Origin of the sequence: Catellatospora tritici (assembly GCF_019083965.1) — a bacterium.
In the GTDB taxonomy this organism is placed as follows: Bacteria; Actinomycetota; Actinomycetes; order Mycobacteriales; family Micromonosporaceae; genus Catellatospora; species Catellatospora tritici.
Genome location: NZ_JAHRCY010000006.1, coordinates 444,704 through 464,124, shown reverse-complemented (window position 1 = coordinate 464,124; position 19,421 = coordinate 444,704). Strand labels below are relative to the sequence as shown.

Here is a 19,421-nt window from a genome sequence, read left to right as displayed (position 1 = left end):
GGCAGTGTGGTCGGGTCGCTCATGCGCGCACCACCTCTTCGTCGGCGTACACGGTCAGCGGACGCAGTCCGGCCGGGGTCCACTCGGCGGCCAGCGTGACCGGCCGCCCGCCCGCGACCGCGGCGGTGCGCCACGGGTCGCCCGCCGCCGGGTCCAGCGGCAACGCGTCGCCGTCGGCGTCGACCAGGTGCCAGGGCGTGCCGGGCACCAGCGTGCCGTACAGCAGCAGCGGCCAGCCGGTCAGCCACGGATCTCCGGCCAGCGCCGCGGCCAGTTCACGCAGCGCCGCGGCGACGATGGGCACCGGGCCCGGCTGCGGGCACTGGCTGGGCGCGCCGTGGCGGGCCGCCACCAGGGCCCGCAGCGGGGTGGCGCCCGGGTGGAAGCACAGGTCGGCCTCCACCTCGGTGCCGAGGACCAGGTCGACGGGCAGGGCCTGGCCGGGGGCGGCGAAGGACAGGATCAGGGCGGCGCGGCCGGTGTCGCGGCCGCGCAGCCATACCCGGCGGCTGGTGAGCTTGTCCTCGGTCTCGTCGCGTACGCCGATGACCTGCCAGGTGTCGCGGACCGGCGGGGTCGCCAGGACCTGCTCGGTGGTGGCCGGGGCGCCGACCCGGGCGCGGACCGTGGCGGCCAGCTCCTCGGGCAGCTCGTCCGCCCCCACCGCCCCGGTGAGCAGGTGCAGCAGCGACAGCTCGGCCAGCAGCCGCTGCTCCCAGCCCGCCCCCGAGCTGGGCAGCGGGGCCAGGCGACGCACCGCCGCGGCCAGGCCGGGGGCCTGCGCGTCGACGAGCCGGGCGGCCACCTGCTCGAACGGTTTGTAGCCGGACTGGTCCAGGCCCGCGATGCCGTGGCGGATCTGGTCGGCCAGCCATACCCGCAGCTCGGCGACGCCGCCCGCGACCGACTCGGCCCGCTTGTCGGCGCGGCGCTGCGCGGCTTTTTCCTGAGCCTCCGTGCGTGGCACGGTCGTGCGCTCGGCCTTCTTCTCGGCGCGGGCACCGCGGGCGGTCGTCCACTGCGTCATCCAGTCCGGCGGCTCGGTGGCGGTCACCTGGCCGCCGGACCAGCGCAGCAGCAGCGCGAGCGCGTGCTTGCAGGGGAACTTGCGGCTGGGGCAGGAGCACTTGTACGCGGGCTCGGTGAGGTCCACGCAGATCTGGTACGGGCTGCTCCCGCTGCCCTTGCACAGGCCCCACAACCCGGCCGGCTCCCCGCCGGTGCCGGTGGTGCTCCAGCCGCCGGAGGCGGCGAGCTTGCGCGCCGAGGCGAAGGAGGAGGCGTCGGGCGCGAGCGCCTGCACCTGCTCCGCCGTCCACGGCGGCATCGTTGCTTCGGACATGGGCGGCACCATAGCCACCGTGTCCGACAGCGACGGTCAGACCCCGGTCACGGCCGCCTGCGCCGGAGCCGGGGCGGCCTGGCCGCCGGGGTTCCCGGCCTGCTCGGCGAGCTTGGCGCGGTCGTCGGGGATGCGGGTGTGGGCGGGGTCGAGGAAGTCGATGAGGTCGATCAGGGCGTGCTGGGTCCGCAGCAGCCGGATGTTGCCGTCGGGAGAGCCCGCGCGGCGCTGCGCGACGATCTCGTCCACGTCGGCGCGCAGCCGCGTGAACCAGTGCCGGAACTCCGGCTCGGTGTCCAGGCGCGAGCAGAACGCCGGATAGGTGATGCTGTCGCTGCGGCCGTTGGCTCCGGTGACCATGCACAGCTCCCCGAGGGCACGCTGCTGGCCGCGGAACAGCCGGAAGTGCGGCAGCGGGTACTTCAACGTCGACAGCTGGGTGCTGACCGCGCCGAGGTTGCGGGTGAAGGCGCGGTTGCTCTCGTCGTCGCCCAGGTCCAGGAAGCGCATCTCGCGCCGGATGATCTCGACCCAGCAGAGGTATTCGGCCAGCACGTAGACGGTGTAGTCGCGGGCGTAGCGGCGTTCGGAGTCGTCGTCGTGGTCGAGGAAGTGCATGAAGTAGTCGCCGCCGACGGCGTTGTGCAGGCGCGACTGGAGGCTGTACGCGGCCAGCAGCAGCGGTTCGCGGTAGCGGCTGAGCACCTCCTGCGCCTGCTCGGCCTTGCTCTCCAGGTGGCGCTGCTCGGCAAGCCGGTGTTCGAACATGGTCGCCCGCCGTGCCGACCAGGTCGTCATGACGCCCGCGACCACCGCGCCGAGCACGGAGAGGATGGCCGAGACGAGACTGAGAGTGTCCATAGTGATCTCCACGGTGGGACGGGGGCCGTGCGACAGTCTGCCGGGCGGGTCGGTGGATGCCAAGGTGATACACCCAGCGCAACGCCTTCGTCGCCTTAAGTGATCATGTCTGCTGTGGACATCCACGGCAGTGGACAGGAACGCTCTCGTGCCGCTAGTTTCTTGGCCCGAAGGCAATTGTCGAACAGCGCCCTGTGGCATGTCACAAAACCGATGGGGGTCGGTCGGGTTCGCGCAGACCCGGTGTCGATGCCGTGGTGCGCCGTACCTTGGACGTGGTCAGTGTGAGAAACCGTGGCTGGAGTATCCGCGCCAAGATCATGACGTTGGCCGTGGTCCCGCTGATAGCGATCACCGGCCTTTCCGTCTTCGCGGTCGCGGTCACCGCCGAGGGCGCGCTCAATCTTCTCCACGCCCGCCAGTACGAGCAGGTGTTCGGCAACTACGGCGAGCACGTGATGGTGCAGCTGCAGCAGGAGCGCCGCCTGTCGGTGGCGGAGAAGCCCGGCTCGGCCGCGCTGACCGAGCAGCGCGCGAAGACCGACGCCGACGAGCAGATCCTGCGTCGCCGCATCGCCGAGAGCGGGCTGCGCGAGCAGCTGTCGCCGCACGAGCTGGGCCTGGTCGACGGGTTCCTCTCCGCGTTGAACGGGCTGCCGCAGACCCGCGCCGACATCGACGCCGGGCGCGCCGACAACGCCGCGATCATCCGCGACTACTCCGGCCTCATCGACACGCTGTACATGGCGTTCTCGCCGCTGACCGACCTGGCCGACCCGGACCTGGCCCGGTCGGCGCGCGGCCTGTTCGCGATCAGCCGCACCCGCGAGCTGCTGGCCCGCGAGGACGCCGTGGTCACCGGCGCCGTGACCGACGGCAGGGTCACCGCCGCCGAGCAGACCGCGGTCCTGCGGGCCATCGGCGCCCGCCGCCAGATGCTGGAGGAGGCGCAGGCGGCGCTGACCTCACCGCACCGCGAGACGTTCGCGCAGATCTTCGCCAGCGACACCTACACCACGCTGTTCTCGATGGAGGAGTCGCTGTCCAACGCGCGGACCGGCGGCAAGCTGCCGCTGGACGCCAAGATCTGGCGCAGCACCGCCGACGCGCTGATCACCCAGACCGACGCCGCCGAGGGCGCGGCCGCCGGCGCCACCTCCGACCTGGCCAACGAGATCGGCATCGGCGCCTTCGTCAAGACCATCTCCTCGGGCCTGCTCGGCCTCATCTGTGCCGTCATCTCGCTGGTGCTGTCGCTGCGCACCGGCCGCTCGGTGGTCCGGCGCCTGGAACGCCTGCGGGTGTCGGCGCTGGAGGTGGCGCACGAGCGCCTGCCGCGCGCCATCGCCGCCCTGCGCCAGCCCGGCGCCGTCGTCAACGATCCGTCACTGACCGAAGTCCCGTTGGTCGCCGTCGGCACCGACGAGGTCGGCCAGGTCGGCCACGCCTTCGGCGCCGTGCAGCGCACCGCCGTACGCGCCGCCGTCGACGAGGCGATCCTGCGCCGCGGTATCAGCGAGGTCTTCCTCAACATCGCCCGCCGCTCGCAGGCACTGCTGCACCGCCAGCTGACACTGCTGGACCGGATGGAGCGGCGCACCACCGAGCCGCAGGAGCTGGAGGACCTGTTCCGGCTCGACCACATGGCCACCCGCATGCGCCGCCACGCCGAGGCGCTGGTCATCCTCGCCGGTGCGGCCCCCGGCCGCGGCTGGCGGCACCCGGTGCCGACCATCGACGTGGTCCGCGGCGCCACCTCCGAGATCGAGGACTACCAGCGGGTCACCGTCGACCGCATGCCGGATGTGGCCATCCTCGGCCGCGCCGTCGGCGACCTGATCCACCTCATCGCCGAGCTGCTGGAGAACGCCACCTCGTTCGCCCCGCCGCACACCCGGGTCCGCGTCTTCGCCGAGGTCGTGGGCACCGGACTCGCGCTGCACGTGGAGGACCGCGGCCTGGGCATGAGCGACGCCGAACTGCTGGAGGCCAACGCCAAGCTGGCCGAGCCGCCCGCGTTCGACCCGGCGCAGAGCTCGCGGCTGGGCCTGCTGGTGGTGGCCCGGCTGGCCGCCCGGCAGGGCATCACGGTGCGGCTGCGGCCGTCGTCGTACGGCGGCATCACCGCCGTCGTGCTCATCCCCTCCGAACTCGTGCTCAACGACGGCAACGTGCGCACCGAGCCCGTGCTCACCGCACCGCGCGTGCCCGCCGTGGCACCGGCCCCCGCTGCCGCGGCGCCGGTCGAGGAGCAGACCATAGACCTCGGCACCACCAGCAAGACCGATGAGGAGGCCGCGCTGCTGCTGCCCAAACGGGTCCGCCGCAGCACCGCTCCCGAACCCGCCACCGCGGGCAGCCCCGGCGCCGTGGGAGACGACACCACGCTCTCCCTCGCTTCGGAACCGGCTCCCACCCGCGCCCGCAGCGCCGACCAGGTCCGGACGATGATGTCCGCGTTCCAGTCGGGTACCGTGCGCGGGCGGGCTAAAGCCGTCACCGAGATCTCCGACAACGGGGAAGACACCGTGAGCCACAGTCGGCCGCAGGACAGCGCCGACTTGGAAGACAGTCCCACCCTGGAAGGACGTGCCTGACGTGGTACCGACGACGACCCGACCCGCGACCGACTGGCTGCTCGACGACCTGCTCGCCCGAGTGCCACAGGCCCGCTGCGCCGTCGTGCTCTCCGTCGACGGCCTGCTCACCGGCGCCTCCACCGGCATGTCCCGGGACGACGCCGAGCACCTGGCCGCGGTCGCCTCGGGCTTCTCCAGCCTGGCCGGCGCGACGGGACAGCGGTTCAAGGGCGGTCCGGTGCGCCAGACCATCGTCGAGATGGAAGAGGCGTTCCTGTTGGTCAGCGCCGCCGGTCAGGGTTCCTGCCTGGCCGTGCTGGCCGATCCCGACATCGACCTTGGCATCCTCGCGTACGAGATGGCCATGCTCGCCACCCGCGTCGGCACGCATCTGGCCACGCCGTCGCGGCCGGGTGCCGATGTCAACTGACCCCGTCGACCCGGTAGTCGAGGAGGGTCCGGCCTGGTGGGATCACGAGGCCGGACCGGTGGTGCGTCCGTACATGGTCACCGGCGGCCGGGTGCGGCCCAAGACCACCGACTTCGACCTCATCACGTACGTGGTGGCGACCGCGACCCTGGCCGCGGACACACCCACCCCCGAACACCAGGCGATCCTGGCGTTCACCCAGGAGCCCCGCGCCCTGGCCGAGCTCGCCTCGCGCGTGGACCTGCCGCTGGGCGTGGTCCGGGTGCTGCTGTGCGACCTGCTACAGGACGGTCTGATCGCTCGTTACGATCCGCCGTCCACCGACCACCTTCCGAATGTCGACACCCTCCAGGCGGTGATCCATGGACTCCGTGCGCTCTGACGTCGCGCCGGTTCCCCAGGCGTTGAAGATCCTGGTCGCCGGAGGTTTCGGCGCCGGCAAGACCACACTTGTCGGGGCGGTCAGCGAGATCAGTCCACTGCGGACCGAGGAGGTCCTGACCACCGCCGGGGTCGGCACCGACGACACCACGGGCGTGTCCACCAAGACGACCACCACGGTCGCGATGGACTTCGGCCGGATCACCATCAACCCGCACCTGGTGCTGTATCTATTCGGCACCCCGGGGCAGAACCGGTTCTGGTTCCTGTGGGACGAGCTGGCCACAGGGGCGCTCGGTGCGGTGGTGCTGGCCGACACCCGCCGCCTGGCCGACTCGTTCGCCGCCATCGACTACTTCGAGCAGCGCGGCACGCCGTTCGTCATCGCGGTGAACTGCTTCGACAGCGAGCAGCGCTACACCGTCGAGCAGGTGCGCGAGGCGCTGGACGTGGACGGCCACGTGCCGGTGCTGCTGTGCGACGCCCGCGACCGCATCTCGGTCAAGAACGTGCTGATCACCCTGGTGGAACACGTCCTCACCATGGTGAAGGCCGCCGTACCGGCCTGACGTACGACTCCGCCGGTGGGTGCGCCCGCCTCGCTCCCACCGGCACCCGACAACTACTTCTTGCGCCGCACTACTTCCTGCGCCGCACCTACTTCTTGCGCCGCGCCACCAGCACGACCACCAGCACGATCGCGGCTACCACCACGAGGCAGCACAGCAGCCCCGCACCGCCGATGAAGCCGCCGATGCCGCGCCTCTTACGCGCCAGCTCGGCGACACCGGACTCCTCCGCCCAGGCGACGGCGGGAACGAGCATCGTGGACAGGAAACCGGCCACCACAGCGGCCCAGAGGCGAGAGATACGTTCCATGGCCGCCAGCCTAGGCGGCGCGCGCCACCTTCCGACCGGAACTCGGGTTGGACCTGCGGGCACGCCCAGGCACGGGACACTGTCAGGGTGACGGCACCCGCTCTGCTCATCGTCGACGCCGCCAACGTCGTGGGGTCGGTACCCGACGGCTGGTGGCGGGACCGCCACGGCGCCGCCACACGGCTGCGCGACGCGATCGCGGGCCTGGCCGAGACCGGCCTGCCCGGCGTGCCGGAGCTGACCGGGCCGATCGAGGTCGTGCTGGTCGTCGAGGGTGCGGCCCGCGACGTGGCAGAGATCGCGGGGGTACGGGTGCACGCCGCGCCCCGCAGCGGCGACGACGCCATCGTCGACCTGGTCCGGCAGGAGGCCCCGGACCGTCCGGCCGTGGTGGTCGCCACCGCCGACCGCGGCCTGCGCGACCGGGTGACCGAAGCCGGCGGCCGGGTCACCGGCCCGCGCAGCCTGCCCTACCGGGGCCGATAACGCGTCGACAGCCCGGGCGGCCGCCGCCTACCGTGGGCATCGACATGGATAACGTGAAAATCAGCAAGCGCCTGTCGTACGTGCTACGCCACGCGCCCGAGACCATCGGCATCACCCTCAGCCCCGACGGCTGGGTGCCGATCGACACCCTGCTGCGCGCTCTGGCCGCGCACGGCCCCCGGGTGACCCGCGAGCAGCTCGACGCGGTCGTGGCCGGCAACGACAAGCAGCGCTTCGCGATCGACGGCGATCGGATCCGGGCCAGCCAGGGCCACTCCGTGCAGGTCGAACTGGGCCTGACCCCGGTCGAGCCGCCCGAGCTGCTCTACCACGGCACCGCCCGGCGCAACCTGGCCTCGATCTACGCCGACGGGGTGCACCGCGGCAACCGGCACCACGTGCACCTGTCCGCCGACGCGGGCACCGCACACAAGGTCGGCAGCCGTCATGGCGCCCCGGTGATCCTGGTGGTCGCCGCCGCCGAGATGGCCGACGACGGCCACCGCTTCTACCGCAGCGCCAACGGCGTCTGGCTCACCGACGACGTTCCGGCCCGCTACCTACGCGGCGAAGCCTGATCCGCCGCCGGCAAGCCCACCCTGACACCGAACCACCACACCCGCGCCGGTGAAGATCGCGACAGTTCCGGGGAAACTGCCGGATCTTGGCGCGAATACCAGCACTTTCCCTGAAACTGCACCTCCACCTCCATCTCCGCCTACGGCGATCGCCGGGGGCGGGGCGGGGCGGAAACGACGATCGCCGGTGGCCCGAGGGCTACCGGCGATCTCTGTGTGGAGCGGATGACGAGACTCGAACTCGCGACCCTCACCTTGGCAAGGTGATGCGCTACCAACTGCGCTACATCCGCATGTCAGGAGGCTTGCCCTGCGGCTCGCTGCCCGACGACAGAACTCTAGCGGGTGCCCCGGCGACCGCGCCACTCGGTATCCCCTTCCGCGCGCCGAGGGGTGGCGAGCACCACCGAGACGGTGATGCGAGCCGCACTCACCTGCCCGTACCCTCAACCGGGTGACCCGCCCCCGCCTGGGCCGCGCCGCCCGCCCCCTTGCCTGCCTGGCCCTGCTCACCGCCCTCGCCGCCTGCGCAACAGAGCCGCAGCCGGCGTCCTGGCACCCGCCCGCGACCGCGGCCGAGCCCTCCGCCACGGCTTCGACCGCCCCGGCCCCCGCCGAGGAGATCACGCTGGCCTTCGCCGGGGACGTGCACTTCACCGGCCGCACCCTGGCCCTGCTCAAGGACCCCGACAACGCCTTCGGGCCGTACGCGAAGCAGCTGCGCGCCGCCGACTTCGCCATGGTCAACATGGAGACGCCGATCACCGACCGGGGCAGCGAGCAGCCGAAGGAGTTCCACTTCCGGGGGCCGAAGGAGGCATACCCGGCGATCAAGGCAGCCGGGATCGACCTGGTGTCGATCGCCAACAACCACACCCTCGACTACGGCCAGATCGGGCTGCTGGACACCCTCGACTCGGCCAAGGAGGCCGGGCAGCCGGTCGTCGGCGCCGGGCACAACACCGAGGAGGCGTACGCGCCGTACCTGACCACGGTGAAGGGGGTGCGGCTGGCGATCGTGGGCATGTCGCAGGTGCACGACCTCAAGGAGCAGTGGAAGCCCACCCCGACCCGGCCCGGCATCGCGATGGCGTTCGACAAGAACCTGGCCGTGGCGGCGGTGCAGAAGGCCCGGACGCAGGCCGACGTGGTGATCGTGTTCATGCACTGGGGCACCGAGGGCCAGAGCTGCCCCAACGGCGAGCAGAAGACCTTCGCCAAGCTCATGGCCGACAACGGCGCCGACCTGGTGCTGGGCACCCACGCGCACGTGCTGCTGTCCGACGGGTTCATCGGGGACACGTACGTGCACTACGGCCTGGGCAACTTCCTCTGGTACTCGGTGTCCAAGAGCACCGACACCGGCCTGCTCACCGTCGTGATCAAGAACGGGAAGGTGAAGAGCCGCGTCTTCACCCCCGGGGTGGTGTCCAACAACGGCCAGCCCGTCCCGGTCACCGGGAACGCGCTCAACGCCGTCCGGCAGCGGCTTGACCAGGCGTCGCGCTGCACCGGGCTGGCGGCGCAACCCCGGGCGTGACGCGCCCGGGGCACCCCGGTTTGGCAAGACCGACCTCGACCGGCTAAAGTTCTCATCCGTTGGGCAAGCACGCCGGAAGGCGGGCGAACTGACAAGCGGATGTAGCGCAGTTGGTAGCGCATCACCTTGCCAAGGTGAGGGTCGCGAGTTCGAGTCTCGTCATCCGCTCGGAGAACCGCCGCAAGGCGTCACCACGGTGGAGTGGCCGAGAGGCGAGGCAACGGCCTGCAAAGCCGTGTACACGGGTTCAAATCCCGTCTCCACCTCGTAAGACAGCACGGGCGATTGGCGCAGTGGGAGCGCGCTTCCTTGACACGGAAGAGGTCACTGGTTCAAACCCAGTATCGCCCACCAGGTCAGAGGGCCTATCCGATAGACGGATAGGCCCTCTGCTTATGTGTGAGGCATGCCGAACGTGTCAGTTGATCCCAAGCTCGTCCGCTATGAACTTAGTAAAGGCGTCCCCGCCGTACGGCTAGTCATTGAACAGCCCGCCCAGGCGGCCATGGACGGCTGGTATCTCGTGCCTCGTAGCGTTATCTGCATGATCGTCGATCCCGACGGGAGCGACTACGTCTTCCCCCGCCTTGGCATGCCCATACCCGCCGGATGGGACGAGGCGGTTGCCGCACGAGGTGGCGCGATGGTGATCTTCGGTGGGACTGCCGACAGTGGGCCGTTCGCCACCCTCACGTGACTCTGCCGACGCCGGCGTTTGCGCACAGTCATGCTGCCGTCGGGTTGAAGACCTCGGGGCGCTGCCCCGGCCCGCCTCAGAGAGCCGCCCGGACTCTCCCCGTCAGGTCATCACGAGGGCATCCCGAGAACCCCGGTCGCGGGATGGGCAGAGTCTGCCCCGCCGAGCAGAGCCCTCCACCCACATGTTCACGAGGTGACAGATGACCTGAAATGCGCAGAACACCGTCAAGGTTGCTTTGACGGTGTTCGTGGAACGAGGTAGGTCAAGAGCCCGGCCGCTAGAAGCCATGGTCAAGGCAGCCATCATCCTCAAAGTGGGTGAAACGCAGACTCCGCGCGAGTTCGTTGACCGAGCGTTGGAGCGGCGTAGGGCTCGACTCGTCATCAGGGTCGAACGCCAGCCATCCCTCGCTGCCCGCCTCTTCCACGACTGCACGGGCGAGCCGCTCGATCTCCCGTAGATAGTCAGTCTCCGATTGCTGCTCGTGTTCCGCTTCATAGCTCGGGTCACCCATGGCGCGGGTATACAGGGGACATCGGCGGGCCACTACTGAGTTTTCGGACCGGGTCAACACGGTGCTCAGGCCGCAGCGCTACAGGCTGTCTGCAGGCCTTCAGAGGTCAACCAGCGTTGCCCGGCGGCAGCTGCCAATGATGACTTTACCCAGGTCACGACACGTAATGGTCTGCGAGACCTGGGCTCACCGCCAGGTCTCAACCGAGCCGACCGACCAACCGTTCACCGTCGGGCCAGGGGCCGAAGCCGGTTGCCGAGTCCAGGTGACCAACGGCGCCCGCGTCGACCAGGTCCGCCCCCCAGTCCTCGGCGAGCTGCTCGAACTGGGCGAAGGTCGTGTATGGGTCGTTCCGGCTGGCGACCAGGACGGATCGGAACGGCAACGTTCTCCGGATCACGGGCCAGGGGATGTCCGACGGGTCATCCGGCTCGAAAGACCGGACGCACGGCGGGGTGACGAGCAGGGCCGCGCGCACCGGTCCGGCGTGGTTGGCCGCAGCCCACACCGCTGTGGTGATGCAGCCCGCGCTATGCGCGATGATGATCGCCGACTCCTCCGACTCGCTGACAGCCGCGTGCAGCGCCGCCACGCGATCGTTCAGGATCAGCGGCGGGCCTGGCGGCTCGGGCGCCCAGCGGTACTCCGGATGCGTATCGGCCCACTGCCGTAGCCAGTGCTCTGGTCGTGGGATCCCCCGCCCCGGCACGAGTAGACCACGCGTCACCTCGCCGATCGTAGGGCCCGCGGCGGGTCGGGCACAGGCCTTCGAGATCGGATAGGCCAGTGCGCATGTTCCGGTTCACATTCACGGACAGCAGACGATGTCTTTGGCTCGTACGCTCCGCCCGTGGAGTCGAAACCGGTTCATCACTGGTGCGAGATGCTGGGTGGCGTCGGCATCTTCGCGGGTCTGTTGACGCTGTTGATCGCCGCCAACGAGCACGACGGCATCATCCTGGGCTTGGGCGGCGTCCTGTTGATCGGTGGCGCCCTGCTGCGCATCGAAGCCGCGATCAGGCAACGCAACTCCGGCTGACCATCTCCCGCCGGGCGTCACGCGTGGCTGCAGTTTCGGGAAAACTGCAGCCACGCTGGCTCGGATTCGTGCACTTTCCCCGAAACTGCACCTGCCACCTGCCCCGTGGTCCACTGGGCCGGTGGCAGGGCGGGTGGTCAGGGCTGTCGGCGTCGGCGTCGGCGGGCGGTCGCCGAGAGGGCGACACCGGCCGCGGCCGCCATCGCGCCCAGCGCGAGGATGCCCCGCGTGCCCGTACCGCCGCCGGAGGTGACGTGCGTGGTCGTGTTGGCCTGCCGGGCGACCGCGACCGCGCCTGGGGACGCTGCCCCGGCGACCTCGGCCGGGTCGACCAGGTGGCCGACCGAGGCGTCGGCGGACTGGGCGAAACCCCAGTCGAGCAGGGCCGCGCCCTGCTGCCAGCCACTCAGGGGCAGGTATTCGGCGCCCAGCAGCGTGACGACGAGCCTGCGGCCGCCGCGCTCGGCGGCGCCTACGTAGGTGTGCCGGGCCAGGTCGGTGTAGCCGGTCTTGCCGCCCAGCGCGCCGGGGTAGTCGTCCAGGAGCCGGTTCTGGTTCTGGATCTCGAAGCTCTTGACGTGCCTGCGCTGCGCCGGCACCTTCGCCAACCGGGTCGTGGTGTACCGCTGGAAGGCCGGGTCGGCGAAGCACGCCCGTGCGATCAGGGCCAGGTCGTAGGCGCTGGTGAACTGGCCGGGCCCGTCCAGGCCGGACGGGGTCACCGCGTGTGTCTGGTACGCCCCCAGCCGGGCCGCCTCGGCGTTCATCGCCCGCACCCCGCCCGCCGCCCCGTCCGCGCCGCCGCCGAGGCGGGCCAGGACGTTGGCGGCGTCGTTGCCGGAGACCAGCAGCAGCCCGAGCCACAGCGTCTCCACCGAGTACTCGCCGCCTTCGACCAGGCCCACGGCGGAGCTGCCGGGTTCGTAGTCCATGTCCTCGTGGGTGATGGTGACCACCTGGTCGGGGTTGAGCTTGGGCAGCATGGTGGCGGCGAGCAGGAGTTTCTGCACGCTGGCGGGTGCGCCGTACTCGTGGGGGCCGCAGGCGCCCAGGACGGCGCCGGTGTCGAGGTCGGCGACGACCCACGAGGTGGCGCTCACGGAGGGCGGCCTGGTCGCGGTCGGCGGGACGGCCAGGTCTGCGGTGTCCAGCTGGGCGCCGCCGACCGAGCGGTGGGCGGGGTCGTCGGTCGGCGGCGAGGGACGTTCGGGCATCGGCCATTTGGGGGCGGGCGTCTTCGGGCAGGGCAGCGCCGCTCTGGCCGCCGCCCCGGCGCGGGCGCCGAGCTCCGCGCCCGGACCGTCGGGCGCGGTCAGCACCGGTACGGGCGCGGTCAGCACCGGTACGGGTGCGGCCAGCACCGCGGTGAACAGAGCGGCGGCGAGCTGTCCTGCTCGCGGGGTAAACCGGAACATGAACGGCACATTAATGTGAAACTCGCGAACATGTAGAGTTCTCTACAAAACTCCTTTACCTACCTAATTCGCTCACGAGGCGGCCAGCGCGGTGGTAGGCGCCAGACGGGCGGCGCGTACGGCCGGGAACAGGCCCGCGACCATGCCGACCAGCACCGTCACACCCAGGGCGCCCGCCAGTGCGGTGACCGGCAGGGCGACCAGCCATCCCTGCGTCGCCGCGTAGGCAGCGGTGATCGCCGCGCCGAGCAGCACTCCCGTGCCGCCGCCGAGCCCCGACAGCAGCAGCGACTCGACCAGGAACTGCGCCGCCACCGCCCGTCTGGTCGCGCCGAGCGCCCGGCGCAGCCCGATCTCGCCGCGCCGCTCCAGCACCGAGATGATCATCGTGTTCGCCACGCCCACCCCGCCGACCAGCAGCGCCACCGCGCCCAGGCCCAACAGCAGCGCGGTGAGCGTGCGGTCGGTGGCCTGCTTGGCGGCCAGCGCGTCCGAAGGCCGGGAGACCCGCGCCGACAGCGGGTCCGCCGGGTTCGCGGTGGCTGCGAGCACGTCGCGTACGGCGAGGACACGGTCGGGGTCGGTGCGGCAGTAGACGGTGGTCGGGTGCTCGTCGTACCCGAGCCGGTCCGCCGCGACAGCCGTGCCGACCAGCGCGGCCGAGTCGAGTTCGCGCGCCAGCGGCACCGGTTCGAGCACCCCCGCGACGGTGAACCACTGCCCGCCCAGCCACACCTGCGCGCCCGGCTCGGTGACGCCGAGCCGCTGCGCGGCGGTCGCGCCGAGCACGGTCACCGGGAACCGCGCGGTGGCCGGGTTCAGCCAGCCGCCGACAGCCACGCCGCCGCCGACCGTGTCGAGCAGGCCCAGGTCTGCGGCCAGGACGGCGATCGCGCCGGACTGCTGCACCGGGATGCGGTCGTTGCGGTACACCCGCACGTCCGGCAGTAGACCGACCGCGTCGGCCGAGGTCACCGGCCCGATCCGACGGATCATCGGGACCGCCTCGGCGGGCAGCGCCGCCGGTTGCCCCGACAGCACGCCCTCCCCCGGCGTGACCGTGAGCAGGTTCGTGCCGAGGCGGTCCAGCGCGCGGTCGAGGTCGGCGCGCGACGACGCGGAGATGCCCAGCACCGCGAGCATCGCCGCGATGCCGATCGCGATGCCCAGCGCGGACAGCACCACGCGCAGCGGCCTGGTGCGCAGCCCGCTGACGCCGACGAGCAGCAGGTCGGTGGTACGCAGGCGGGCGGGTCGGGGTGGGGTCACGGGTTCACCTCCCGCCGCTGGTCGGCGGAGACGATCCGGCCGTCGCGCATCCGTACGCGGCGCGGCAGGCTGTCGGCGATGCCCCGGTCGTGGGTGATCACCACGATCGTGGTCCCTGCGGCGTGCAGCTCCCGCAGCAGCTCCAGCACGGTCTCGGCGGCGGCCGAGTCCAGGTTGCCGGTCGGCTCGTCGGCGAGGATCACGTCGGGCCGCTTCACCAGCGCGCGGGCGATGGCCACGCGCTGGCGCTCGCCGCCGGACAGCTCGTGCGGCCGGTGGGTGAGCCGCTCGCCGAGGCCCACCTGGTGCAGCGTCTCGGCTGCCCGGTCGCGCCGCCGCGCACGGGCCACGCCGGTGTAGAGCAGGCCGTCGGCGACGGCGTCCAGCGCGCGTACGCCCGGGGCGAGGTGGAACTGCTGGAACACGAAGCCGATCGCGCGGGCGCGCAGCGCGGCCAGGGACCGGTCAGGCAGCGCGCCGGTGTCGTACCCGGCGACCCGGATCGTCCCGGCGGTCGGCCGGTCCAGCAGCCCGACCAGGTGCAGCAGGGTCGACTTGCCCGATCCGGACGGTCCGACCACGGCCACGAACTCGCCCTGTCGCACGGTCAGGCCGACCCCGTCGACCGCGGTCACCCCGCCCGGGTACGCCCTGGTCACGTCGACGAGCTGGAGCACCTCGGCAGCGTTGAGAGGGGCACCTTCCACCTCGGAATGCGAACAGAGCCTCGGCTCGTCTCGCTGTCGCGAGACGACGAAGGGGCCCTTCCTTACGCCGGTCATCGGGGGATCACCACCAGGGTGCCGGGGGGCAGGTCGCCGGCGGTGAGCTCCACTCGCCCACCGGCGAACAGTCCGGTTCGGACGGCGACGTACCGGGTGGTGGTGCCGTCGGCGACCTGTACGCCGTAGCCGCCCTCGGCCAGGGCCACCAGGGCCGTCACCGGCACCGTCAGCACGGCGGAACGCCGTTGGGCGGTGAAGCGCACCGTCACCTGACCGGCCGCACCGGCCAGGGCCGCCTGGTCGGCGACCCGGACGTACGCCGTGAGCTCCGGTTCGCCGGTCGGATCCGGGGTGGGCAGGCCGAGCCGGTCGACCGTGCCGCCGACCTCGACCCCGTCGGCCAGGCGCACCGTCACGGTGGTGCCGGGCACGGCGAGGTGGCGTCGCTTCTCGTCCAGCCGCAGCGCGACCGAGCGGGTGGCGCCGGTGTGGCGCAGCACCTCGCCGTCGGCCGGGTCGCCGACCCGCAGCAGGTGCGTGTCGATCCGGACCGGTCCGGCCGCGTACGCCACCTGCTGCGGCGCCACCGTGCCGGTCTCGGGCAGGCCCAGGGCACGCTGCCAGCGCCGTACGGCGGCCGCCGTGGCGGCGGTGTAGCGCTCGTCGGCGCCGCCCTTGGTCAGGCCGAGCGCGGACAGGTTCGTCTCCAGCTGCCGTACGTCCTTGCCCCGGCTGCCCACCGCCAGCGCCCGGTACGCGGGCAGTGGGCCGTACAGCAGCACGAGCGGCTGGTCGTCCACGCGCAGCAGCGGCCGCCCCCGGGTGACGGTCGAGCCGACCGGCGCCAGCCAGGTCACCAGGCCCAACGCGCCCGACGTGTCCTCGGCGGGGCGGGGGTAGCGCAGCGGGACCGCCTCGCCGAAGCCGAGCTCGCCCGGCACGTCGGTGAACTCGACCAGGTCCTCGCGGACGACCGGGACCGTCTTCGGTGGCGGGGCGGTGACCGGGTCAGGGGCGGCGTCGCAGCCGGTCACGGCCCCGGTCGCGGCAGCCAGCGTGCCGCCGAGCACGGCCCGGCGACGCAGCCGGGTCCGGCCGATCACCGGTTCGGTTTCGCGGTCGGGGCGGCGGGCAGCAGGTTGCGGCACTTCTCCAGCGCCGCCATGGCGGCCTTGTCGTCCTGCCGGATCCAGTGGTTGAGCTGGCCGGTGACCGGGTCGGGGTCGGGCACGTCGGTGGCCCCGTTGTCGCGCATGCACTGGGCGTACTGCCGCAGCTTCTCGACGTCGTCGGCCGGGCGCGGACTCTGCGCCGCCGACGGCGGCAGGAACTTCGTGCAGCCGTCCAGCGCGGTCTGGAACGAGTCCTTGAGGCCCATACCCAGGTCGTCGATCGCGTGCAGCAGTGCGCTGCGGCCGGACCGGTCGCCGGGCACGGGGTCGGGCATGTCGGTCACGCCCGCCTCGCGCATGCACGCGACGAACTCCAGCTCCCGCTGCACGGGGTCGTCCGACGGCGTGCTCGGCGCGGCGGACGGGCTGCTCGCGCCCGGTGTCGCCGCGGTGGCGACCTCGGGCGGGGTGCCGCCGTCGGAGCAGGCTGCCGTCACCAGCACCAGCAGCAGCGCCGCGCTCCACCTGCGAATACTCATGGTCTAGGGTCCTCTCCGACCGGGCGGGGGGTTCCGCGCCGGGGAAGACACGGAGCCTTCGCCGCCCCGGGTTGCCGGTGGCGGGCACGGCGCGGCTGTGGCGATGGTCATAGTCGGCCGGGCAACCCGGTGGGCGGTCGCCTCCGTGTCTTCCGTGCGCATCGGGCGCACGGGCGGTGGCGGTCAGGGACGAGGTGGCGCGGTGGGGTTGCTGGGATGGCGGGACCGCCGTGCCCACGAGGCCGACTTCGTCGCGTTCTACGCCGAGCGCGCCGACCACCTGCGCAGCACCGCGTATCTGCTGTGCCGGGACTGGCATCTGGCCGAGGACCTGGTGCAGACCGCGTTCACGAAGCTGTACCGGCACTGGCACCGCGTCGAACGCCACGACGCCCTCGACCAGTACGCCCGGCGGGTGCTGCTGCGCGCGTTCCTCGACGAGCGGCGGCGGCCGTGGCGGCGCGAGTACGCCACCGAGCCGGGCAGCAGCGCGCTGGACAGCACGGTCCGCGACTCGTACGCCGAGGCGGACTCCGGCCTGCACGCGGCGCTGATGCGCCTGCCCCGGCGCCGCCGCGCGGTGCTGGTGCTGCGCTTCTGGGCGGACATGTCGGTCGAGCAGTGCGCGCAGGCGCTGGAGTGCTCGACCGGCACCGTCAAGAGCCAGACCGCCCGCGGCCTGGCCCAACTGCGCGAACTGCTCGGCGACGGCATGGTCGACGCCGAGGACCACCTGGCACCCGGCCCGCACTGGGGGACGCGATGACCGACGTGAAGGACCTCTGCGACCGTATCCTCGACGCGCCCGCACCCCCGCTGCGGGACAGCGCGCAGGTGCTGGCCGTGGCCCGGCACGCGGCCCGGCGCCGCGCCCGGCTGGCCGCGGCGGGCGGGCTGGCCTGCGTCGCGCTCGCGGCCGGCGCGGTGACCGCGCTGCTGCCCGTCGCTCCGATGAGCACCCCGCTCGCGCAGCCGTCCCCGACCGCCGCCGCCTCGCGGCCGCAGGTGCCGCTGCCCGGACCGGACGCCGCCCAGGCTCACGGCGCCACGATCGCGCAGGTGCTGGCCGAGGCCGTGCCGCCCGGCTACACCACCCGCCCGGAGCCGACCTCAACCTGGCGCCTGGCCGGGGACACCGCGGGCGGGCCCCACTACGTGTCCGTGACCCGACTCGTGGTGTCCGATGCCGACGGTGCGGGCACCCTGTCCATCGGCCTGTTCGGTGACGGCGCCGACCCGGCGCCCGGCGACCTGTGCGGCGCGGCGGCGACGGCCAGGCTCGCCGCGTACGGCGAGACCGGGGCGGGGGCGTGTGCCGTCACCTCGGTCGGCGGGGTCGCGGTGCGGACCGACACGGCGGCGGACGGGCGGGTCACCGCGGTCCGGTTCGTGCCGGGCGGCTTCGTGGCCGTCGAGTGGAGCCCGAGCACCAGCGACCTGTCCGGCATGTCCGGCCCCGGTCGGCCGTGGGTGGCCCAGCATCCCACCGGCCGTCCCGCCCTGCGCGCCGCCGCGTTCACCACCGAGGCACTGGCCCGGCTCGCCGCCGACCGCCGTCTGCTGCCGTGACGGCGCTGCCCTGCCGCCTTCCCGGTGCGCAGGACCGCACGTTCACCGGCCGACCGGTGCAGTGTCCCGGTGGTACGGTCCATGCCGCGCACCGCGACCCGCGCGACGGAAAGGCACGGCATGGACGGCGACCCGACCACCCTGGCGGCGATCCTCGCCGGTGAGCCCTCCGCACCGGCGTGGCAGCAGGCCTGGCCGCTGCTGGAGCGGGCGCCCGCCGACCTCCTGGCCGAGGCGGCAGCCAGCCTGCGCGCCTGGCCGCCGCACCTGCGGCCGATGCCGGACCACTGGTGGCAGCGGTACGCCGCGGGCCAGGTCGAGCCGTGGCACGCGCTGGCGGCCTGGCGGCGGCTCGGCGACCTCGAAGACGTCCAGAACGGACAGCCCGCGCTGGCCGAGCCCGACGACGAGGCTGACAGCTTCGCGTACTTCTACCACGGCGCCACCTCCGTGGCCTGCCCCGGCGAGCCGCGCTGGCTGGTCGTGTGCGCGGCCGCCGAGTGGCACCACAACGGCGGTGACATCGTCGTCTGGGGCGCCGCTCCGCAGGTCCCGTCGCGGATGCTGCTCGACGGGGCGCACTTCCACGACGAGGCGCTGGACACGCAGCTCAGCCCGGACGGCACGATCATGGTCACCTCGGTCGAGGGCCGGGTGCACGCCTGGCGGGTGCCCGACGGCACCGCCCTGTGGCAGCTGAACCTCGGTCCGAACGACGACGACGACTTCTTCGACACCGAGCGGACCACTGTCCGGGTCGGATTCAGCGCGGACGGCAGCCGGGTCGCGGCCGGATCGGCGGCCCGGGGCGTACGGGTGCTGAACCCGCACACCGGCGAGGTGCTGCTCGAGGTGGCCGCCGACCCGCTGGGCGCGGTGGCGCTCGACGGCGAAGGTCGGCGGCTGGCCCACGCGGGCCGCGACGGTGAGATCCTGATCCGCGACACCGGCTCCGGCACGGTGGTGCTCCGGCACGGCACCGGCCTGACCCGGGTGAACGCGCTGGCGTACGCCGCCGACGGCAGCGGTCTGCTGGTCGCGGGCGGGGTCCGGGACGACGCCGAGGACGCGCCGGTGACGCCCGCGGCGGTGCTGGTCACCCTCGACGGCGACGCGGTGGCGGGTCAGACGCCGGTCCGCCCGCAGGGGGTGCCGGGCAAGCTCACGGCCGACTCGCCGTTGGCCACCGTGTGCACCCGCGCCGTGTGGGGGCAGTGCGGTCCGCTGGTGTACACCGTGGACGACGGCGGTAGCGCCCTGTTCGACGGCCACGGCCGCACCCTGTGGACCGAGTCGGAGATGACGATGGGCAACTTCTCCGCCGACGGGCGGGTCCTGGTCACCGTCTCCGAGTCGATCAACGTGGTGTTCCTGGACGCGCTGCCGCCCGCAGCACGGTGAGCGGCGGGGGGGGGGGGGGGGGCCCCGGGGGGCGGCCCGCGCCGCCGCCGCCGGGCGCGCGC

General features: G+C 72.6%; 22 protein-coding genes and 4 tRNA genes. 15 read left to right on the top strand and 11 right to left on the bottom strand.

Annotation, left to right across the window (positions count from 1 at the left end; all coding sequences use genetic code 11):
* Positions 1 to 19: 19 nt before the first annotated feature.
* Both KUA19_RS16940 and KUA19_RS16935 read right to left on the bottom strand, forming a co-directional pair.
* Positions 20 to 1,342 carry an SWIM zinc finger family protein gene (locus KUA19_RS16940; RefSeq protein ID WP_217396952.1) on the bottom strand — a complete coding sequence of 441 codons (1,323 nt, stop codon included), beginning with the start codon at positions 1,340 to 1,342 and terminating at the stop codon, positions 20 to 22.
* Between the two features lie 36 nt (positions 1,343 to 1,378).
* Positions 1,379 to 2,203, bottom strand: coding sequence for a hypothetical protein (locus tag KUA19_RS16935; RefSeq protein WP_217396951.1), 825 nt, complete (start codon positions 2,201 to 2,203; stop codon positions 1,379 to 1,381).
* A gap of 320 nt (positions 2,204 to 2,523) precedes the next feature.
* On the opposite strand from KUA19_RS16935, the gene KUA19_RS16930 reads away from it, so the two are divergent.
* Genes KUA19_RS16930 through KUA19_RS16915 form a run of 4 tightly spaced genes read left to right on the top strand, consistent with a single transcriptional unit; the run spans position 2,524 to position 6,162 of the window.
* Positions 2,524 to 4,800: a sensor histidine kinase gene (locus KUA19_RS16930; protein ID WP_217396950.1), complete on the top strand. Its 2,277-nt coding sequence runs from the start codon at positions 2,524 to 2,526 to the stop codon at positions 4,798 to 4,800.
* Between the two features lies 1 nt (position 4,801).
* Positions 4,802 to 5,212 (top strand): roadblock/LC7 domain-containing protein, encoded by a 411-nt coding sequence (locus KUA19_RS16925; protein WP_212834811.1) that lies wholly within the window; start codon positions 4,802 to 4,804, stop codon positions 5,210 to 5,212.
* Complete coding sequence (locus KUA19_RS16920) at positions 5,202 to 5,594, top strand: DUF742 domain-containing protein (protein WP_217396949.1); 393 nt, start codon at positions 5,202 to 5,204, stop codon at positions 5,592 to 5,594. Before KUA19_RS16925 ends, KUA19_RS16920 begins: the two co-directional genes overlap by 11 nt.
* Positions 5,575 to 6,162, top strand: coding sequence for a GTP-binding protein (locus KUA19_RS16915; RefSeq protein ID WP_217396948.1), 588 nt, complete (start codon positions 5,575 to 5,577; stop codon positions 6,160 to 6,162). Before KUA19_RS16920 ends, KUA19_RS16915 begins: the two co-directional genes overlap by 20 nt.
* Positions 6,163 to 6,250: 88 nt before the next feature.
* Here KUA19_RS16915 and KUA19_RS16910 read toward each other — a convergent pair whose 3' ends face one another.
* Entirely contained in the window at positions 6,251 to 6,472 is a 222-nt protein-coding gene (locus KUA19_RS16910; RefSeq protein ID WP_217396947.1) for a hypothetical protein, read from the bottom strand.
* An 87-nt stretch (positions 6,473 to 6,559) separates the two neighbouring features.
* Here KUA19_RS16910 and KUA19_RS16905 point away from each other — a divergent pair, with 87 nt between their 5' ends.
* Positions 6,560 to 6,958 carry a PIN domain-containing protein gene (locus KUA19_RS16905; protein ID WP_217396946.1) on the top strand — a complete coding sequence of 133 codons (399 nt, stop codon included), beginning with the start codon at positions 6,560 to 6,562 and terminating at the stop codon, positions 6,956 to 6,958.
* 44 nt (positions 6,959 to 7,002) lie between these two features.
* A complete protein-coding gene (locus tag KUA19_RS16900; RefSeq protein ID WP_217396945.1) occupies positions 7,003 to 7,536 on the top strand; it encodes an RNA 2'-phosphotransferase in 534 nt (177 codons plus the stop codon).
* Positions 7,537 to 7,753: 217 nt separating this feature from the next.
* Here the strand turns inward: KUA19_RS16900 and KUA19_RS16895 are convergent.
* Positions 7,754 to 7,829 (bottom strand) — tRNA-Gly (locus tag KUA19_RS16895).
* A gap of 161 nt (positions 7,830 to 7,990) precedes the next feature.
* Between KUA19_RS16895 and KUA19_RS16890 the strand changes: the two genes are divergently transcribed.
* The 5 genes from KUA19_RS16890 (at position 7,991) to KUA19_RS16870 (ending at position 9,773) form a co-directional block, all read left to right on the top strand.
* Entirely contained in the window at positions 7,991 to 9,076 is a 1,086-nt protein-coding gene (locus KUA19_RS16890) for a CapA family protein (RefSeq protein ID WP_308167475.1), read from the top strand.
* 95 nt (positions 9,077 to 9,171) lie between these two features.
* Positions 9,172 to 9,244, top strand: a tRNA-Gly gene (locus KUA19_RS16885).
* Between the two features lie 27 nt (positions 9,245 to 9,271).
* Positions 9,272 to 9,342: transfer RNA gene (locus tag KUA19_RS16880), tRNA-Cys, on the top strand.
* Positions 9,343 to 9,355: 13 nt separating this feature from the next.
* Positions 9,356 to 9,430, top strand: a tRNA-Val gene (locus tag KUA19_RS16875).
* A gap of 190 nt (positions 9,431 to 9,620) precedes the next feature.
* Positions 9,621 to 9,773: a hypothetical protein gene (locus KUA19_RS16870; RefSeq protein ID WP_217396944.1), complete on the top strand. Its 153-nt coding sequence runs from the start codon at positions 9,621 to 9,623 to the stop codon at positions 9,771 to 9,773.
* A gap of 280 nt (positions 9,774 to 10,053) precedes the next feature.
* Here KUA19_RS16870 and KUA19_RS16865 read toward each other — a convergent pair whose 3' ends face one another.
* Positions 10,054 to 10,290 (bottom strand): hypothetical protein, encoded by a 237-nt coding sequence (locus KUA19_RS16865; RefSeq protein ID WP_217396943.1) that lies wholly within the window; start codon positions 10,288 to 10,290, stop codon positions 10,054 to 10,056.
* Between the two features lie 199 nt (positions 10,291 to 10,489).
* Complete coding sequence (locus KUA19_RS16860; RefSeq protein WP_217396942.1) at positions 10,490 to 11,017, bottom strand: RBBP9/YdeN family alpha/beta hydrolase; 528 nt, start codon at positions 11,015 to 11,017, stop codon at positions 10,490 to 10,492.
* Between the two features lie 123 nt (positions 11,018 to 11,140).
* On the opposite strand from KUA19_RS16860, the gene KUA19_RS16855 reads away from it, so the two are divergent.
* The gene (locus KUA19_RS16855; protein ID WP_217396941.1) at positions 11,141 to 11,329 is read left to right on the top strand and encodes a hypothetical protein; all 189 of its coding nucleotides are present in this window, start codon (positions 11,141 to 11,143) and stop codon (positions 11,327 to 11,329) included.
* Positions 11,330 to 11,466: 137 nt separating this feature from the next.
* Here the strand turns inward: KUA19_RS16855 and KUA19_RS16850 are convergent, their stop codons facing one another.
* The 5 genes from KUA19_RS16850 to KUA19_RS16830 form a co-directional block, all read right to left on the bottom strand.
* Positions 11,467 to 12,702, bottom strand: a complete 1,236-nt coding sequence (locus tag KUA19_RS16850; RefSeq protein ID WP_372451803.1) for a D-alanyl-D-alanine carboxypeptidase family protein — start codon at positions 12,700 to 12,702, stop codon at positions 11,467 to 11,469.
* A 114-nt stretch (positions 12,703 to 12,816) separates the two neighbouring features.
* Positions 12,817 to 14,013: an ABC transporter permease gene (locus KUA19_RS16845; protein ID WP_308167474.1), complete on the bottom strand. Its 1,197-nt coding sequence runs from the start codon at positions 14,011 to 14,013 to the stop codon at positions 12,817 to 12,819.
* Positions 14,010 to 14,690, bottom strand: coding sequence for an ABC transporter ATP-binding protein (locus tag KUA19_RS16840; RefSeq protein ID WP_217396984.1), 681 nt, complete (start codon positions 14,688 to 14,690; stop codon positions 14,010 to 14,012). The genes KUA19_RS16845 and KUA19_RS16840 overlap by 4 nt, the downstream gene beginning before the upstream one ends.
* A 101-nt stretch (positions 14,691 to 14,791) precedes the next feature.
* On the bottom strand, positions 14,792 to 15,886 hold the full coding sequence (locus tag KUA19_RS16835) for a peptidoglycan-binding protein (RefSeq protein ID WP_217396939.1): 1,095 nt from the start codon (positions 15,884 to 15,886) through the stop codon (positions 14,792 to 14,794).
* The gene (locus tag KUA19_RS16830; protein ID WP_217396938.1) at positions 15,838 to 16,389 is read right to left on the bottom strand and encodes a hypothetical protein; all 552 of its coding nucleotides are present in this window, start codon (positions 16,387 to 16,389) and stop codon (positions 15,838 to 15,840) included. The genes KUA19_RS16835 and KUA19_RS16830 overlap by 49 nt, the downstream gene beginning before the upstream one ends.
* Before the next feature lie 208 nt (positions 16,390 to 16,597).
* Here KUA19_RS16830 and KUA19_RS16825 point away from each other — a divergent pair, with 208 nt between their 5' ends.
* From KUA19_RS16825 to KUA19_RS16815, 3 genes are all read left to right on the top strand, one after another.
* Positions 16,598 to 17,155: a SigE family RNA polymerase sigma factor gene (locus tag KUA19_RS16825; RefSeq protein ID WP_254549574.1), complete on the top strand. Its 558-nt coding sequence runs from the start codon at positions 16,598 to 16,600 to the stop codon at positions 17,153 to 17,155.
* Entirely contained in the window at positions 17,152 to 17,958 is an 807-nt protein-coding gene (locus KUA19_RS16820) for a hypothetical protein (RefSeq protein ID WP_217396937.1), read from the top strand. The genes KUA19_RS16825 and KUA19_RS16820 overlap by 4 nt, the downstream gene beginning before the upstream one ends.
* 81 nt (positions 17,959 to 18,039) lie before the next feature.
* Positions 18,040 to 19,359 (top strand): WD40 repeat domain-containing protein, encoded by a 1,320-nt coding sequence (locus KUA19_RS16815; RefSeq protein WP_217396936.1) that lies wholly within the window; start codon positions 18,040 to 18,042, stop codon positions 19,357 to 19,359.
* The last annotated feature ends 62 nt before the right edge of the window (positions 19,360 to 19,421 follow it).

Coding starts and splice junctions, on each gene's coding strand:
- KUA19_RS16865 (WP_217396943.1), bottom strand. CDS start 10,290: ATGGGTGACCCGAGCTATGAAGCGGAACACGAGCAGCAATCGGAGACT.
- KUA19_RS16940 (WP_217396952.1), bottom strand. CDS start 1,342: ATGTCCGAAGCAACGATGCCGCCGTGGACGGCGGAGCAGGTGCAGGCG.
- KUA19_RS16870 (WP_217396944.1), top strand. CDS start 9,621: ATGATCGTCGATCCCGACGGGAGCGACTACGTCTTCCCCCGCCTTGGC.
- KUA19_RS16815 (WP_217396936.1), top strand. CDS start 18,040: ATGCCGCGCACCGCGACCCGCGCGACGGAAAGGCACGGCATGGACGGC.
- KUA19_RS16910 (WP_217396947.1), bottom strand. CDS start 6,472: ATGGAACGTATCTCTCGCCTCTGGGCCGCTGTGGTGGCCGGTTTCCTG.
- KUA19_RS16900 (WP_217396945.1), top strand. CDS start 7,003: ATGGATAACGTGAAAATCAGCAAGCGCCTGTCGTACGTGCTACGCCAC.
- KUA19_RS16930 (WP_217396950.1), top strand. CDS start 2,524: ATGACGTTGGCCGTGGTCCCGCTGATAGCGATCACCGGCCTTTCCGTC.
- KUA19_RS16820 (WP_217396937.1), top strand. CDS start 17,152: ATGACCGACGTGAAGGACCTCTGCGACCGTATCCTCGACGCGCCCGCA.
- KUA19_RS16830 (WP_217396938.1), bottom strand. CDS start 16,389: ATGAGTATTCGCAGGTGGAGCGCGGCGCTGCTGCTGGTGCTGGTGACG.
- KUA19_RS16935 (WP_217396951.1), bottom strand. CDS start 2,203: ATGGACACTCTCAGTCTCGTCTCGGCCATCCTCTCCGTGCTCGGCGCG.
- KUA19_RS16915 (WP_217396948.1), top strand. CDS start 5,575: ATGGACTCCGTGCGCTCTGACGTCGCGCCGGTTCCCCAGGCGTTGAAG.
- KUA19_RS16920 (WP_217396949.1), top strand. CDS start 5,202: ATGTCAACTGACCCCGTCGACCCGGTAGTCGAGGAGGGTCCGGCCTGG.